At 43.8% G+C, this 15,020-nt stretch carries 17 protein-coding genes; 5 read left to right on the forward strand and 12 right to left on the reverse strand.

Going from position 1 to position 15,020, the window contains the following annotated elements; genetic code table 11:
* Positions 1-113: 113 nt before the first annotated feature.
* The 3 genes from RWS24_RS01900 to RWS24_RS01910 all read left to right on the forward strand — a co-directional run bounded on the left by RWS24_RS01900 (position 114) and on the right by RWS24_RS01910 (position 1,746).
* Entirely contained in the window at positions 114-761 is a 648-nt protein-coding gene (locus RWS24_RS01900) for a metal-dependent transcriptional regulator (RefSeq protein WP_314364916.1), read from the forward strand.
* 105 nt (positions 762-866) lie between these two features.
* Positions 867-1,328 carry a MarR family transcriptional regulator gene (locus RWS24_RS01905; RefSeq protein ID WP_314364917.1) on the forward strand — a complete coding sequence of 154 codons (462 nt, stop codon included), beginning with the start codon at positions 867-869 and terminating at the stop codon, positions 1,326-1,328.
* Entirely contained in the window at positions 1,321-1,746 is a 426-nt protein-coding gene (locus RWS24_RS01910) for an EVE domain-containing protein (RefSeq protein ID WP_314364918.1), read from the forward strand. The genes RWS24_RS01905 and RWS24_RS01910 overlap by 8 nt, the downstream gene beginning before the upstream one ends.
* A 113-nt stretch (positions 1,747-1,859) precedes the next feature.
* Here the strand turns inward: RWS24_RS01910 and RWS24_RS01915 are convergent, their stop codons facing one another.
* Positions 1,860-2,474 carry a CPBP family intramembrane glutamic endopeptidase gene (locus tag RWS24_RS01915; RefSeq protein ID WP_314364920.1) on the reverse strand — a complete coding sequence of 205 codons (615 nt, stop codon included), beginning with the start codon at positions 2,472-2,474 and terminating at the stop codon, positions 1,860-1,862.
* Between the two features lie 472 nt (positions 2,475-2,946).
* Here RWS24_RS01915 and RWS24_RS01920 point away from each other — a divergent pair, with 472 nt between their 5' ends.
* Positions 2,947-3,744, forward strand: coding sequence for a nucleotidyltransferase domain-containing protein (locus RWS24_RS01920; protein ID WP_314364921.1), 798 nt, complete (start codon positions 2,947-2,949; stop codon positions 3,742-3,744).
* A gap of 245 nt (positions 3,745-3,989) precedes the next feature.
* On the opposite strand, the gene dtd is transcribed toward RWS24_RS01920, so the two are convergent.
* The 9 genes from dtd to RWS24_RS01965 form a co-directional block, all read right to left on the reverse strand.
* Entirely contained in the window at positions 3,990-4,433 is a 444-nt protein-coding gene (gene dtd, locus RWS24_RS01925; RefSeq protein ID WP_314364923.1) for a D-aminoacyl-tRNA deacylase, read from the reverse strand.
* Positions 4,434-4,502: 69 nt separating this feature from the next.
* Entirely contained in the window at positions 4,503-6,722 is a 2,220-nt protein-coding gene (locus tag RWS24_RS01930; protein WP_049543311.1) for a bifunctional (p)ppGpp synthetase/guanosine-3',5'-bis(diphosphate) 3'-pyrophosphohydrolase, read from the reverse strand.
* A gap of 131 nt (positions 6,723-6,853) precedes the next feature.
* Entirely contained in the window at positions 6,854-7,138 is a 285-nt protein-coding gene (locus RWS24_RS01935; RefSeq protein ID WP_002918247.1) for a hypothetical protein, read from the reverse strand.
* The gene (locus RWS24_RS01940) at positions 7,125-7,529 is read right to left on the reverse strand and encodes a hypothetical protein (RefSeq protein WP_314364925.1); all 405 of its coding nucleotides are present in this window, start codon (positions 7,527-7,529) and stop codon (positions 7,125-7,127) included. The genes RWS24_RS01935 and RWS24_RS01940 overlap by 14 nt, the downstream gene beginning before the upstream one ends.
* Positions 7,514-8,875 carry a hypothetical protein gene (locus RWS24_RS01945; RefSeq protein WP_314364927.1) on the reverse strand — a complete coding sequence of 454 codons (1,362 nt, stop codon included), beginning with the start codon at positions 8,873-8,875 and terminating at the stop codon, positions 7,514-7,516. The genes RWS24_RS01940 and RWS24_RS01945 overlap by 16 nt, the downstream gene beginning before the upstream one ends.
* Positions 8,876-8,881: 6 nt before the next feature.
* Entirely contained in the window at positions 8,882-9,274 is a 393-nt protein-coding gene (locus tag RWS24_RS01950) for a DUF1310 family protein (protein ID WP_314364929.1), read from the reverse strand.
* Between the two features lie 105 nt (positions 9,275-9,379).
* Positions 9,380-9,772: a DUF1310 family protein gene (locus RWS24_RS01955; protein WP_314364930.1), complete on the reverse strand. Its 393-nt coding sequence runs from the start codon at positions 9,770-9,772 to the stop codon at positions 9,380-9,382.
* Between the two features lie 45 nt (positions 9,773-9,817).
* The gene (locus tag RWS24_RS01960; RefSeq protein WP_314364932.1) at positions 9,818-10,210 is read right to left on the reverse strand and encodes a DUF1310 family protein; all 393 of its coding nucleotides are present in this window, start codon (positions 10,208-10,210) and stop codon (positions 9,818-9,820) included.
* A gap of 71 nt (positions 10,211-10,281) precedes the next feature.
* Positions 10,282-10,410, reverse strand: a complete 129-nt coding sequence (locus RWS24_RS01965; RefSeq protein WP_255297029.1) for a hypothetical protein — start codon at positions 10,408-10,410, stop codon at positions 10,282-10,284.
* A gap of 314 nt (positions 10,411-10,724) precedes the next feature.
* Here RWS24_RS01965 and RWS24_RS01970 point away from each other — a divergent pair, with 314 nt between their 5' ends.
* A complete protein-coding gene (locus RWS24_RS01970; protein ID WP_314364933.1) occupies positions 10,725-13,136 on the forward strand; it encodes a bifunctional 2',3'-cyclic-nucleotide 2'-phosphodiesterase/3'-nucleotidase in 2,412 nt (803 codons plus the stop codon).
* A 43-nt stretch (positions 13,137-13,179) separates the two neighbouring features.
* Here the strand turns inward: RWS24_RS01970 and RWS24_RS01975 are convergent, their stop codons facing one another.
* Positions 13,180-13,932 (reverse strand): 16S rRNA (uracil(1498)-N(3))-methyltransferase, encoded by a 753-nt coding sequence (locus RWS24_RS01975; protein WP_314364934.1) that lies wholly within the window; start codon positions 13,930-13,932, stop codon positions 13,180-13,182.
* Complete coding sequence (gene prmA / locus RWS24_RS01980; protein WP_314365078.1) at positions 13,933-14,886, reverse strand: 50S ribosomal protein L11 methyltransferase; 954 nt, start codon at positions 14,884-14,886, stop codon at positions 13,933-13,935.
* Positions 14,887-15,020 lie beyond the last annotated feature (134 nt).

Raw genomic sequence — 15,020 nt, forward strand, 5'->3', positions numbered from 1 at the left:
AAAACGATTACAAGCGAATGAAGAAAATCTAAACATCAAAGAAAGGCTTAGACACTGTATTCTTGCAGCGATTTTTGTTATACTAATGATAGAAAGTTCAGCGAGGATGCAAGATGACCCCAAATAAAGAAGACTATCTCAAGTGTATCTATGAGATTGGCAGCCGCCACAAAAAAATCACCAATAAAGAAATCGCCCAGCTCATGCAGGTTTCACCTCCGGCTGTGACGGAAATGATGAAAAAAATGCTGGCGGAAGAACTTCTGGTCAAGGATAAAAAAGCCGGCTACCTGCTGACTGATTTGGGGCTAAGACTAGTTTCTGACCTCTACCGCAAGCACCGGCTGATTGAAGTCTTTCTGGTCAACCATCTCGGCTACTCGACTGATGAAATCCATGAAGAAGCCGAAGTCCTAGAGCACACTGTTTCTGAGCGTTTCGTTGAGCGTCTGGATACCATGCTCCAGTACCCCAAAATCTGTCCTCACGGAGGCACCATCCCAGCCAAGGGAGAGCTTCTGGACGAAGAAAACCAACTGACTCTGGAAGAAGCTTCTGCGCCTGGCGACTATATCATTAAACGGGTGCATGACGACTTTGACTTGCTCAAATACTTGGAAAAATACAACCTGCAAATCGGCCAAACCATCACCTTCATCCAATACGATTCTTTCGCTCAGGTCTATCTTCTCAAGACAGAAACCCAAGAAATCCAAATCAATCCTATGATTGCCCAGCAGATTTATGTGGAAAAACTATAAACAGAACCCAGTTCGGACTTTTTAGTCTAAACTGGGTTTTTATTGACAAAAATAAGATGTCGGATTATAATAAGTGCACTTACAAAATATCTAGAGGAAAAGCTAATGGAAAAATCGCTGTTTAACTCCATCTACAAGGATGAATACAAAAAATCAACCGGTCTGCTCTTTATCCGTGCCTACCACAAGTGGCATGGGATGATAAAAAACAAACTGAGAACGATTGATTTGACCCATCCCCAGTTTGTCGTTCTGACCACTCTTGCAGCGCTTGTGCGTCAGCAAGAATGGGTGAGTCAGACCGATATTGCCCGATTTTCTGACATGGATGTTATGACCGTATCCCAAATCATCCGCCTCTTGGTCAAGAAAGGTTTGATAATGCGAGAAGTCCATCCCAAGGACAGCCGCGCCAATATCATACTTCTAACGGATACGGGGCTGCAAAAGGTCAACCAAGCCCTTCCTCTAGTAGAAGGCATTGATCAGGCATTCTTTGGAAAATTAGAAGATAAAACAGAAATATTAAACCAACTCTTAATAGAACTGGAGGCAGAAAATGACTAGATTTTGGATTGGTGTCGTATCAAAAGAACATGTACTAAGAGGTGTAGAAGGTGGATTTTGCCAAGTCTGCCATGGAAAGAAAGCACCGCTAAACCGAATGAAAAAGGGGGACTATCTTCTGTACTACAGTCCCAAGTATCAACTGAATGGTCAGGAAAAGCTGCAAGCCTTTACAGCAGTTGGCAAGATTCTAGATGACACTGCCTACCAAGTAGAGATGTTCAAAGGCTTTGTCCCATTTCGGCGAGATGTCAGCTACTACCAACCCGTCAAAGACTGCCCCATTGACCAAATCCGACAACATCCTCAGTGGCGCCAGTATGCTTCTCAGATAAGATACGGACATTTCGAAGTTTCGAAAGACTTCTTCCTTTATGTTTTTGAGCAAATGAAACTAGACAGCCCTGCAAATCAGTAAAAACAGCTTCGTTTGACTTACACCTAAACCTTTGCTCACCTGCCATCAAATCTAAAGTTCTGATTCTCAAGGAAAAACGGAACCTTTTGATTTGAAGTGAAATTATCGATTTATCAAATCAGCATAAAAGCCGATAAAGTACCCGTAATCACATTGGCTAAAGCATGCATAATCCAGCTGGGTAAAATGGAGCCATCAGATTTCTTTTCATTGACAAAACCCATATAGACCGCGATGCCACCCGTACACAAAATGATGAGCAAGGTTTGCTGCCAAGAGAGCACTGTTATAAACATCAACCCATGGAGCAGACCAAAAAGAGCAGCTTGTATGGTGTTGGCTACCACAAAGGATAAGCGGCTAGCCAATCTCTTTAAAAGAAAACCTCTGAATAGCAGTTCTTCTGGTAGAGCAGTTTGAAACAGACTATAAATCAGAACAGCTGGCAAGGCTTTGAAGCCGAGGCCTGAAAAGTTTGAAGTCGCTGTCTTAAGACCTTTTACAGTAGTATATAGTAGCAAAAACGAAAGAAGCAAGAAAAATAGTGAACCCAACAAAATCCACAGCCAGATCTTCCAGTTGCCAGTATCTTTTAGTGATTTTAAGCCAAGCCATTCTAAAAATGGACTTTTTCTTCTAGCACTTATCAACCACCAAACAAAAGGAAGAAAAGCAAACAAAGCAATTTGAATCAGAGCATTCAGCATCTGTTGAACTAGATTTCCCATGGTAAGAGACTCCTTTCTTTTCTTTAATATGATTATACAAGACAAACTTCAAGAATTTATAAAGTAATTCTAAAATATTTCTAAAGAATGAAAGAAATCATAAACATAAACAAATCAAGGATTATCTCCACTTCCACTTGCCTACTATGCTTATCATTTTTGGACTAAATGATATCCCAAAAAATCTTTAAAAATTTATCTCAAAATCTAAGAAAAGTTGCAAATAAAAATAAGGCGATGAGTTAAAGAAAGAAAAAGTCCTAAAATTTTATTACACAAAGTCAAATTTTCAGCCTATCTATCCCAGATAATTTTCTTTTTAGTCAAATTCTTCCAACTCTTGCTCATCCACTTCCTACTCCTCAGGGTTTCAATTTTACAGGCTCAGAACCATGCCAAAAGCTGTTTTTTCCTTCTTGCCAACCCGCTTACATTTTGCTACAATGATGTCAAAAATCAGTAAGGAAAAATTATGCCACAACAACTTTTTAAAGAATTTGCCCAGCTAGATCAAGTGGAAGCTATTGTTCTCGGTGGCTCTCGTGCTGGACAGCATTTTGACAAAGACTCAGACTATGATGTTTATATCTACTTGACAGATTCCATCGCTCCCCTAACTCGACGTGATATCCTCAGCAAGTACTGTTCCTACATGGAAATCGGCAATCAGTTTTGGGAACTAGAGGATGACTGTGTGCTGAAGAGCAAGATCGAAATTGAGCTCATTTACCGTACACTGGACAGCTTTGATAAAGACCTGCAGACTGTAGTCTTAGACCACCAAGCCCAGAATGCCTACACCACCTGTATGTGGCACAACCTGCTCCACAGCAAAATCATCTACGACCGAAATGGTCTCTATGAGGCACTTCAGATCAAGTACAGACGACCTTATCCAGCTGAACTGAAAAAGAATATTATCAAGAAGCAGCTCCTCTTACTCGATCAAGCCATGCCAGCTTTCTCAAAACAAATAGAAAAAGCGCTCAAGCGTCAGGACTTGCTCAGTATCAATCACCGTAGCAGTGAATTTTTTGCTTCCTATTTTGACTTACTCTTCGCCCTAAACGAACAGACTCACCCTGGAGAAAAGAGAATGCTAGAGTTTGCAAAAACCAACTGCACGCTATTGCCTCAACATTTTGAAGAAAATATACAGACCTATTTCCAAAAACTCTACACTGAGCCCGCTGAAGCCATGCTCCTTATCAATCAGCTAGTGACGACCATCAAACAAGTCATTCCTCAAGAAATTATTGGTAGTTTTTAGGAATGCAACCTGAAGCCACAGCCCCATTGCTGCAGAAGCTAAAAAAATTAGAGAGTGGGACAGAAATCGGTAATTCGTTAGAATTCGATTTCGTCGTCCCACCTCCGCACAGTTGAGTAGGGCTGTAAAAGCTGATGAAATCAGCGTAGTAGAGCCCACTCAACCACTGCGTCTTGCTCGACAATCCAAAGACAATTGAGAGGCTAGGACTTTTGTCCCAGCCTCTTTTCATTCTTCTTGTCTTCTCAGCGATTCCTTGTATCTAAGATAATGGTCACTGGCCCATCATTGACTAGTTCTACCTGCATGTCTGCCCCAAAAATCCCCGTCTTGGTCGGCACCTCTTGCTTCAAGGCAAGATTGAAGGCATCATAAAAATTGCTAGCCATCTCTGGCGGAGCAGCCTTGACAAAGGCTGGCCGATTACCCTTTTTGGTATCTGCATGCAGAGTGAACTGGGAAATTGACAAAATCTCTCCAGCAATGTCCTTGATAGACAGGTTCATCTTGCCCTCAGCATCAGAAAAAATCCGCATATTGACAATCTTCCTGACTGCATAATCCATATCCTCCTGACTATCGTCAGGCCCTACGCCTACTAGGAGCAGGAGACCTTGTCCAATACTGCTGTGCAGCTGCTGGTCAATGCTGACCTGAGCACGCTTCACGCGCTGAATCACTATTTTCATATCTTTTCCTTTGCTTTTAAACAAGTCACCAAGGGTAACTTACAGCTCGATAATGATTTCCGAAATAGATCAACCATTAGTCCGCTTGACCGAGTAGACCTCCGGCACGCTCTTGATCTTATCCACCACCGTCGTCAGCATGGACAGATTAGCAATGCCAAAAGAAACGTGGATATTAGCAAATTTCATATCCTTAGTCGGCTGAGCATTAACTGTTGAAATATTTTTAGTGGTATTAGACAGAACCTGCAACACATCGTTGAGGAGGCCAGAGCGGTTGAGACCATAAATATCAATGTGAGCCGTGTACTCTTTGGTCGTGTTGTTGTCTTCCCATTCCACATCAATCAGCCGCTGCTCGTAATTTTCCTGGGCCTTGAGATTCATGCAGTCCTGCCGGTGAATGGCTACACCTCGTCCTTTGGTAATATAGCCAACAATATCATCACCCGGTACAGGATTACAGCACTTGGCAATCCGGATGAGGAGACCAGACGCCCCCTGAATGACTACACCGCCTTCGTGCTTAACCTTGAGGGTGTCTTTTTTGTTTTCAACCTTGACCTCGCCGCCCTTGACCAATTCCTCCGCTTCTGCTCTGGCCTTGGCCCGCTCTTCCTCACGGCGCTCTTTTTCTGTCAAACGGTTGAAAATACTAATGGCACCAATCTCACCGAAGCCAATCGCTGCAAAAAGCGCCTCTTCAGTCTTATAACTGGTCTTCTGCAGCACTTCTTCCATGTGCTTCTTGTCCATGTACTTATTGGCTACATAGCCATGCTCCTGAAATTGAGCCTGCAAGAGCTCCCGCCCTTTGGAGATAGATAGCTCCTTGTCTTGATTTTTAAAGAATTGACGGATTTTATTTCTGGCCTTGCTGGTCTTGACAATATTAAGCCAGTCGCGGCTCGGTCCGAAGGAGTTAGCATTGGTGATAATTTCCACCTGATCCCCTGTCCTAAGCTTGGTTGTCAGGGGCACCATGCGGCCATTGACCTTGGCTCCTGTGGCTTTCTCACCGACCTTGGTATGAATCTCATAGGCAAAGTCAATCGGGCCCGAGTCCTTAGGCAGAGAGCGCACTGCTCCATCCGGTGTGAAGACGTAGATTTCCTCAGCCAGATAGCTCTCCTTGACCGAATCAACGAAGTCCTTGGCATCATTGGATTGATCTTGAAGCTCCATCAGCTCCTTGATCCAGTTCATCCCGATGGCTGATTCTCTGCTGTCTACCTGTCCCTTGACACCTTTCTTGTAAGCCCAGTGAGCCGCAACCCCGTACTCTGCCACTTCATGCATTTCCTTGGTCCGAATCTGAAACTCAATCGGACCTTTGGGTCCATAAACGGTCGTATGGATAGACTGGTAACCATTGGCCTTGCGATTGGCAATGTAATCCTTGAACCGCCCCGGCATCGGCCGCCAAAGCTCATGAATGTAGCCCAGCATGGCATAAACATCACTCTGGGTATCTAAGATACAGCGAATAGCAATCAGATCATAAATCTCATCAAAACGCTTCTTCTTGTCCTGCATCTTGCGATAGATCGAGTAGATATGCTTGGGTCGGCCATAAATCTTACCATGCAGATTGCGCTCGCCAGCATAGGTCTCAATCTTCTGAACTACCTCTTCTACCAGAGCTTCACGCTCCCGACGCTTCTCCTTCATCATGTGGGAAATTTTGTAAAATTCCACTTCATTGAGATAACGGAAGGACAAATCCTCCAGTTCCCACTTGACACTGGAAATCCCCAGGCGGTGAGCCAAGGGTGCGTAGATTTCCATTGTTTCCCGGGAAATCCGCTCCTGCTTATCCTTGCGCAGATGCTTCAGCGTCCGCATATTGTGGAGACGGTCTGCCAGCTTGACCAAAATAACCCGGATATCCTCCGACATGGCCATCAGCATCTTACGGTGATTTTCTGCCAGCTGCTCCTCGTGGGATTTGTACTTGACCTTACCCAGCTTGGTAACGCCATCGACAATCACGCGCACATCCGTCCCAAACTCTCTTTCCAAATCATCCAGCGTCGCACGGGTATCCTCTACCACATCATGCAGAAAACCGCAGGCAACCGTTACTGCATCTAGCTTGAGCGTGGCCAAAATCCCTGCCACCTGAATAGGATGCACAATATAAGGCTCACCTGACCTGCGAAACTGCCCACTGTGACAGTCAATCGCATAGATCAAAGCTTTCTGTATAAAGGCCACATCCTCCGCAGCCAGATATTTTCTCGTAAGGGCCAATACCTGATCGCCCGTCAAATTCACTTCTTTTGGCATCTCGTCTCTCCAATTCCTGCCTACTATTTTATCACTTTTAACCCAATATGAAAACCTAGAAGACGGTCCATATAAAAACCCGCCTTAAACGGGCGGGAGTTATCCGGTGTGAGGCCGGTAAAAACAAAGCCTTACTTATTATCCTGCAATTCCTGAATACCACTTCTCTTTTGCTGGGCACTTTCTTTGACTTGATTAGAAAATTGACCGACCAAAACTTGATTTAAGCCACCTATAATCTGACCCACAGACCGATCCCAGTCTGTCGCAATAGTAGAGACGTTTTTTTTGACATCATCTCTTTCCTTCTGAACTTCCGCCAATGCTGCCTTACCTAATGTCTTAATCGTCCCTAAAGCCAAAGTTTTAAGGTAAGCGTCTATATCAAGTTTAGCAGCTATTTTACTTTTCCCCATAGATATCTCTCCTTATATGAGCTAATTCTTCATCATATTTATCTGACTTTTTACGAAATCGTTTATCCAAAAGTGAACATTCCTCTTCAACCCCTTCGCGCTCTTTACGGTATTCTATCTCAAGATTATCTTGTACTTGAAAAACTTTATCATAAAATTCATGGATAAGCTGAGCACCTTCTGTGGAACGTCTCAAGCAAGAAACTGTATAATCTTCCATATCTTGTATTTGCTGCCTTGCAGAATGATAGAGATCATCCGTTTCAGTCATTACTTCTTCGAAATTTCGCTTCTCATCTAAATATTTATCATACTCCGCATTATAGCGTTCTTGAGTACTCCTGAGCTGTTCATAAAGCTTATCCTTCTTATTCTCTATATGTTGCCCCATCTTTTGTACTCCCTAGCAAGCCCCTCATCCTTTTTCACTAATTCTTGGATTCCATTAAGAAGTTTAGAACTTAGTCCATCAAATTCTTCTTTAGTCTTGACGGCTTTGTTCCGCATATCTTTCAGCTCAGTTATGATGCTAGTTTCAACGGTATCCTTTGTAGCTCCTACTTGAGAAAGAGCATCTACCACCTCTGCTTCACTTAACAGTCTAGAGACATTCGGCATCGCCTGAGCTTGAGCTAACAGAGCATCCCACCTTCCACTGACTTTAGATACACCATAATCACAAAAAGCCATAATTGCTTCAGTCGAAATAGCTGCCAAGTTTTGCAAACTGGATGCAAAAGTTGTAGCTTGCTCACTATCTAGGTAAATCATTTCAGTTCTAGTATAACCAGCAGCAACCATTTTCTGATAGCGTTCACTCAATGCTTTTTTCTTAATATCAAGCTGCTCCATAGCTTGCTTGGCGCGAGCAAGGCGGTAATCCTGAAGATCTGACTCTCTCACATTTAAATAACCTGAGTCATATTCATAGCCACCCCACATATGCTGTTGAATCCAGTTATCTTTCCCCTTACTGTTAATTTTTACAAGTGTCCCAACAACTCCCTCGCTCCCCGTTTCTGGATACTGCATAGCAATGAAGTCTTTCGGATCAACATAGTTAAAAATTTTGTACTTGATTTTATCAACTTGCTTCCTCTGTTTATCAGTTAAAACTAGATAGGTATTTGGCCCCTCATATAGATAGGCCCCATCAATGCGCTGCAGATAGCTGTCTTCTAGACTTGCTAAAGCGACCTGGCCATCCATTGACCCCAGAGAGTGAGCGTAGAGACTAACTCGAGCATTTGGGTACTTATCCATCATTTCTTTAAGCCCCTTTGCTGCCAACTCCTGCTGTTTAGCCACTCCCATATTAGTGCCAAGGTACCGAGAACGCAAAATATTCACAGCCATCTGAGTATCTGTAATTCCCCAGTCATTTATCGTGCCTTTTGCACCTTTAATAGATGAGAAATCAAACTCAGAACCTTGAAATAACACGGTAATTTCTTTTACATCCTCAGGTTTAACATTTCCTCCCACCTCTTTATCTGTAATGACATAACCATCTAAACCAAACCGTTCCTCGTCCATCCTTTTGAATACATTGTTCAGACCATCTTCATTCTTTATATTAGTTCCAGTAGAATCACTAAAAATATCAGAAACATAGCCAATGGTAATATCCGAACCGTCACTTGCTTCAATTGTGATTTCTTTACCAATTTTATATGAATTCGCATTGTATTGCTTCCAGGCTATTTCATTTTTTTCCCTATCATCATAACTAATCATTAATCATCACTCCTCTAGTAACTTCTGAAGACCTTTCGATCTATCCATACCTACAGTTCGTATCGCCTCATTCTCCCCATATTTTCTAAGCCCTGTTGACCCAACAATATCAGGGTCATCATTAATGACAATATCAAACATGATGCCCCCCATCGGATTATGTTTGATGGTTCTATCATCAATTTTATAAGAACGAATTTTCCCCTTATCCGTCAAAGCATGAGGATCTAATTTTTTTAATTTCTTTTCTATTAGATTCTTCACTTCCTCACTGTGGACAATCTTTACCATCTCATTCTGAAATTCTTGATTTTTGTGAGCCATATACATTCCTCCTCCTAGACAAACAGCCACAAACAAACCGACTATAATTAGTATAATTTTATGCTTTTTCTTCATGGGACACCCCCTATTATTCTTATAATCTATTATATAACATAGGTTTTACAATTTCAATTAAAGCCAGAGATTATCGCTATAACTAGAATAGTGAATCACTTGTCATTACTCCCCTACCAAAGCTTGCAAACCTGCTGATTCATCCATACCAACTGAACTTAGTTGCTTACTTCCGCCATCTTTTTGAATTCCCATTTTCCCAACCATACTTATACTATCATTGACGATAATATCAAACATAATGCCTCCCATTGGATTATGACGAATACTTGCATCATCTATTTTATAAGAATGGATTTTCCCTTTCTCCGTTAAAGCATGAGGATCGATTGCTTTTAATTCCTCCATAATCAACTCCCTTACTTCCTCACTATGAACAATCCTGAACATTTCATTTTGAAATTCTTGATTTTTATGAGCTAGGTAGAGACCTACTCCTATGCAAACAGCCACAAACAAGCTGATAACTGATAAGATAATTTTATGTTTTTTCTTCATGTATTCACCTCTAAAAAAAGAAATCTTCTTATGGCTATTTGGCTGTCACTCCTCTAGTAACTGTTGAAGTTTTTCCGTAAGAGTGCCGCCAACTAAACTCATTCTACCATCTTGACTATATTTCCTTATACCAAATTTAAATACAGCATCCGAATCGTCATTAATTATAACATGAAACATAATGCCTCCCATTGGATTATGTTTAATGGAGCTATCATCAATTTTATAAGAACGAATTTTCCCTTTATCCGTTAAAGCATTCGGATCTTCTTCTTTTAATGCTTCTACAATCATTTTTCTAACTTCCTCACTGTGGACAATTCTTGTCATCTCATTTTGAAATTCTTGATTTTTATGAGCTAGGTAGAGGCCTGCTCCCAGCAATATCAATACAGTTAGGCCAATAAGCCCCATAATTCTATTTCTTCTCTTAGACATATAAACACTCCTCAATCTCTATTAGTTTCATTATATAGTATAAACTATTTTCCCAAAAGCAAAAACCCGCCTTAAACGGGCGGGTTGTGATGAAGAAAGTGATGAACTTCTTCCTTGATAAATTGACAATAAGCGTAGACAAGGTAGCAAGTAGATGTCACACCTAAAAGGGCGACAAACAACTCAAATAAGGCAGACATAGTCATGGCGAACCTCCTCTCCTTATCAGGCAAAGAATGCAAATACGCTTCCCAGCTTAGGCAGTCTGATTTTTTCTGTTTTATTTTCCTTTCCGACTTACCCAAGTGAGTTCATCACTATTATACCAAAATATGAAAACGGATACAATAGTGGTAAATCTTGGAGCATTCTGTTTTAGTTTATATTCTCATATTTGCAACTTATGAAGCTTCCAGTCAATTTTATTAAGTTTTAATTTATGATCTTCTCTTGATGAGAGCGTTTTAATATAGTATAATATAAGTCTGAAATTCATTTTAACAAAGGAGATATTATGTCTAAATCATCCCTTCAAAAAACGGTTGTGCTTTTGAGCGCAGCGGCTCTTGCGGCAGCTGTAAATACTGTTCAGGCTGATGAGAATACTGCACCAGTCACTGCTAATCCTGCTCCAGTAGAAAGCAGCGTGGCGGAAGCAAAACCAACGACTGCTGCAAGTCCTACTGAAGCTACTGCGACACCAGAGAGCACGGAGCCTAGCTCTGCTATTTCCCCAGAAAATACCAGTGGAAATACTGATGCTCTGATGGCTATGGCTCGCAATGTCGCGGCTACTGAGGATACTAAGCCCGTGGAGGGACAGACTGTTGATGTTCGTATCTTGGCAACGACCGACCTCCATACCAACTTGGTCAACTACGACTACTATCAGGACAAGCCAGTAGAGACCTTGGGACTGGCTAAAACAGCTGTGCTGATCGAGAAAGCAAAGAAAGAAAATCCAAATGTCCTCTTGGTAGATAATGGCGATACTATCCAAGGAACGCCGCTGGGAACCTATAAGGCCATCGTGGATCCTGTGGAGAAAGGCGAGCAGCACCCTATGTACGCTGCCCTGCAAGCTCTGGGCTTTGAAGCTGGTACGCTAGGAAACCATGAGTTCAACTACGGTCTGGACTATCTGGACCGCGTAATCGAGACAGCAGGCATGCCTCTTGTCAATGCCAATGTGCTGGATCCAGCGACTGGTAAATTCATCTATCAGCCTTACAAAATCATCGAAAAGACCTTTACGGATACTCAGGGCCGTTTGACGACTGTCAAGATTGGTGTTACTGGGATTGTCCCGCCGCAGATTCTCAACTGGGATAAGGCAAACCTAGAAGGAAAAGTGGTCGTTCGTGACTCCGTTGAGGCTATTCGAGATATCATTCCTGAGATGCGCAAGGCCGGTGCAGACATCACTTTGGTACTTTCTCACTCTGGTATCGGAGACGACAAGTATGAAAAAGGCGAGGAAAATGAAGGCTATCAAATCGCCAGCCTGCCAGGTGTGGATGCTGTCGTAACGGGCCACTCCCACGCAGAATTTCCAAGCGGAAACGGAACTGGCTTCTACGAAAAATACTCTGGCGTAGACGGAGTCAACGGTAAAATCAATGGCACTCCAGTAACCATGGCTGGTAAATACGGCGACCATTTAGGCGTCATCGACCTCAAGCTCAACTATACTGACGGCAAATGGAAAGTCACTGATAGCAAGGGCTCCATCCGCAGGGTAGATACCAAGTCTAATGTGGCAGATCAGCGCGTCATTGACATAGCCCAAGAATCTCACCAAGGGACTATTAACTATGTCCGCCAGCAAGTCGGCACCACGACTGCACCGATTACTAGTTACTTCGCTCTGGTCAAAGACGATCCATCCGTGCAAATCGTCAACAATGCCCAGCTTTGGTATGCTAAGCAAGAGCTGGCTGGCACGCCTGAAGCCAATCTTCCTATCCTGTCTGCAGCAGCGCCTTTCAAGGCAGGAACTCGTGGGGATGCAACGGCCTACACAGACATTCCAGCTGGCCCTATTGCCATCAAGAATGTAGCAGACCTCTATCTTTACGATAATGTCACAGCTATCCTCAAGGTCAACGGTGCCCAGCTCAAAGAATGGTTGGAAATGTCAGCTGGCCAGTTCAATACCATTGACCCTAACAATAGCCAACCGCAAAATCTGGTCAATACTGACTACCGGACTTATAACTTTGATGTTATCGACGGTGTTACCTATGAGTTTGACATTACCCAGCCGAACAAATACGACCGCGAAGGCAAACTGGCCAACCCAAATGCCAGCCGGGTCCGTAATCTGAAATACCAAGGCAAGGAGATTGACCCCAATCAGGAATTTATCGTCGTGACCAACAACTACCGGTCTAATGGTAACTTCCCAGGAGTGCGTGAAGCCAGCCTCAACCGTCTGCTCAATCTGGAAAACCGCCAAGCTATCATCAACTATATCTTGGCTGTCAAAAATATCAATCCAAGTGCAGATCAGAACTGGCATTTCGCTGACACCATCAAGGGACTGGACCTGCGCTTCCTGACAGCTGATAAGGCCAAGAACTTGATTGGTACTGACGGAGACATCGTCTATCTAGCAGCTTCTGCCCAAGAAGGATTTGGCGAATACAAATTCGTCTACGTCGCACCGAAAACTGAATCAGTGCCTATTGAGCAGACAAGCTCTCCGACTATCGCAGTCGAAGCAGCCAACCTGCAGCATAGCAAAGTAGACTTCCCTGTCTTGACTGCTGTTGACCCTAGCACAAACAAGCAAGCGTCCCACAGACAGGCAGGAGCAGAAAGCCTCCCAGCAACCGGAGAAAAGACGTCATCGCTCGGACTCTTGGGACTTGTTGTGACTGGACTTGCAGGAATCTTCACCTTTAAAAAACGTGAAAGACAATAATGATTAAAAAATCAGCAGCCAAAGTGGCTGCTGATTTTACTTTTTAAAGACTGTCCTTGCTCAATTCCAACAAAACACTGACTGCCGTCAAGGCATAAAGCGGAGCGGTTTCAGCCCGAAGGATACGTGGTCCCAAACCTGCTGATACAGCCCCTGCTTGGCCAAAGGCTGCTATTTCATCTGGCGAGAGACCACCCTCCGGTCCGAAGATAAAGAGCACTTTTGCGCCGGTTACCAAGCCCGACAGAGCCCGAACTAGAGCTGCAGATTCTCCTTCTTTGGCCGATTCTTCATAGGCCACGATGATACGGTCAAAGACTGCCAAGGCTGCCAGAAAATCTGCCTTTTTATCAAAGAGCCGAACTTCTGGAATTAGATTGCGCTTGCTCTGCTCTGCTGCTCCCTGAGCAATTTTCTCCAGCTTTTCGCTCTTTTTGACCAGTTTTTTGCCATCCCACTTGGCCACCGACCAGTCAGCTGGAAAGCCCCAGAGAGCACAGGCTCCTAGCTCCGTTGCCTTTTGAGTGATAAATTCCAACTTATCGCCTTTGGGAAAACCCGAAGCAATGGTCACTTGAACCGGCAGCTCGGTATTGTCTGCTAGCTCCTCCAAGATTTCCAAGCTCTGCTGGCCGGGGTCTAACACCCGAGCCAGCCGTTTCACGCCATCATCAAAGACTAGTGTAACTTGGTCTCCCGCTTTGAGCCGCATGACTGAAAACATATGTTTAGCCGTGTCCTTATCCGTGATGACCAGAGGAGACTGAGGAATTCCTTTTATAAAATACTGTTGCATCTAACCACCTATCACGCCTGAAATGTCCTGCGTTTTCCTAAAGACACAGGCATTCCATTCTCCCTGAATCATATGCGTTTCCAGGAAAAATCCTGCCGCTTCTGCTGACTCGCGCACCATTTCCCACTTCTCAGAAATGATCCCACTCATAATCAGATAGCCCTCATCCTTGACTAGACGATAAGCATCTTCTGTCAGATGGATGAGAATATCGGCCAAGATATTGGCAACGATGACATCCGCCTCGATTTCTACCCCTCGGAGAAGATCACCTGGTGCCACATGAATGTTCTCCATACCTGGATTGAGCTCAATATTTTCCTGAGCCACGCGCACTGCCACCTCGTCTAAATCATAAGCGTAGATGTCCTTAGCGCCCAAGAGAGAGCTGGCAATGGAGAGGACACCACTTCCTGTACCTACATCCAGCACCGTTTCTCCGCCCCGCAAGACCTGCTCCAGAGCAAAGAGGCTCATCTTGGTCGTCGTATGAGTGCCTGTACCAAAGGCCATACCAGGATCTAGCTTGATAATCTTCTCACCAGCTGTCGCCTCATACTCCGTCCAAGATGGCACAATGGTCAAGTCATGGGTAATCCGAGCTGGCTCAAAGTATTTCTTCCAGTTGTCCGCCCAGTCTTCCTCAGCCAGTTCCTGCCGAGTCAGCTGAATATCTCCCGTCTCCAAGCCGAAGCCATCCAGCTCAGCCAGACGCTCATTGGCCTGGGCCGCAATGGCCTCTATATCCACCGAATCCGGGTAGTAGCCGGTAATCCGGACCCGCTCGCTCTGCTCAACTTCTGGAAAAAGCTCACCATACTGGTCAACCTGCCCCAGATAGTCTGCGCTGTCATCGATAGCCACACCCTGACTGCCCAGCTCAATCAGAATATTCGAGGCTGCTTCCTCCGCCTCACGCTTCACTTCAATCGTTAATTCCTGCCAAGTGTCCATCATTAAAATACCAAGCCCGTAAAACCTAAGACCAAAATAGAAAATTCTCTGACAAGTCTTATGTCTAAGAGAACCTTATCTTTTTAGCACAGTGTTTAGGGCGGGTTCAGTTTGGAAATTTAACTGAACAATCC

The organism is uncultured Streptococcus sp. (assembly GCF_963528215.1).
Classification (GTDB): domain Bacteria; phylum Bacillota; class Bacilli; order Lactobacillales; family Streptococcaceae; genus Streptococcus.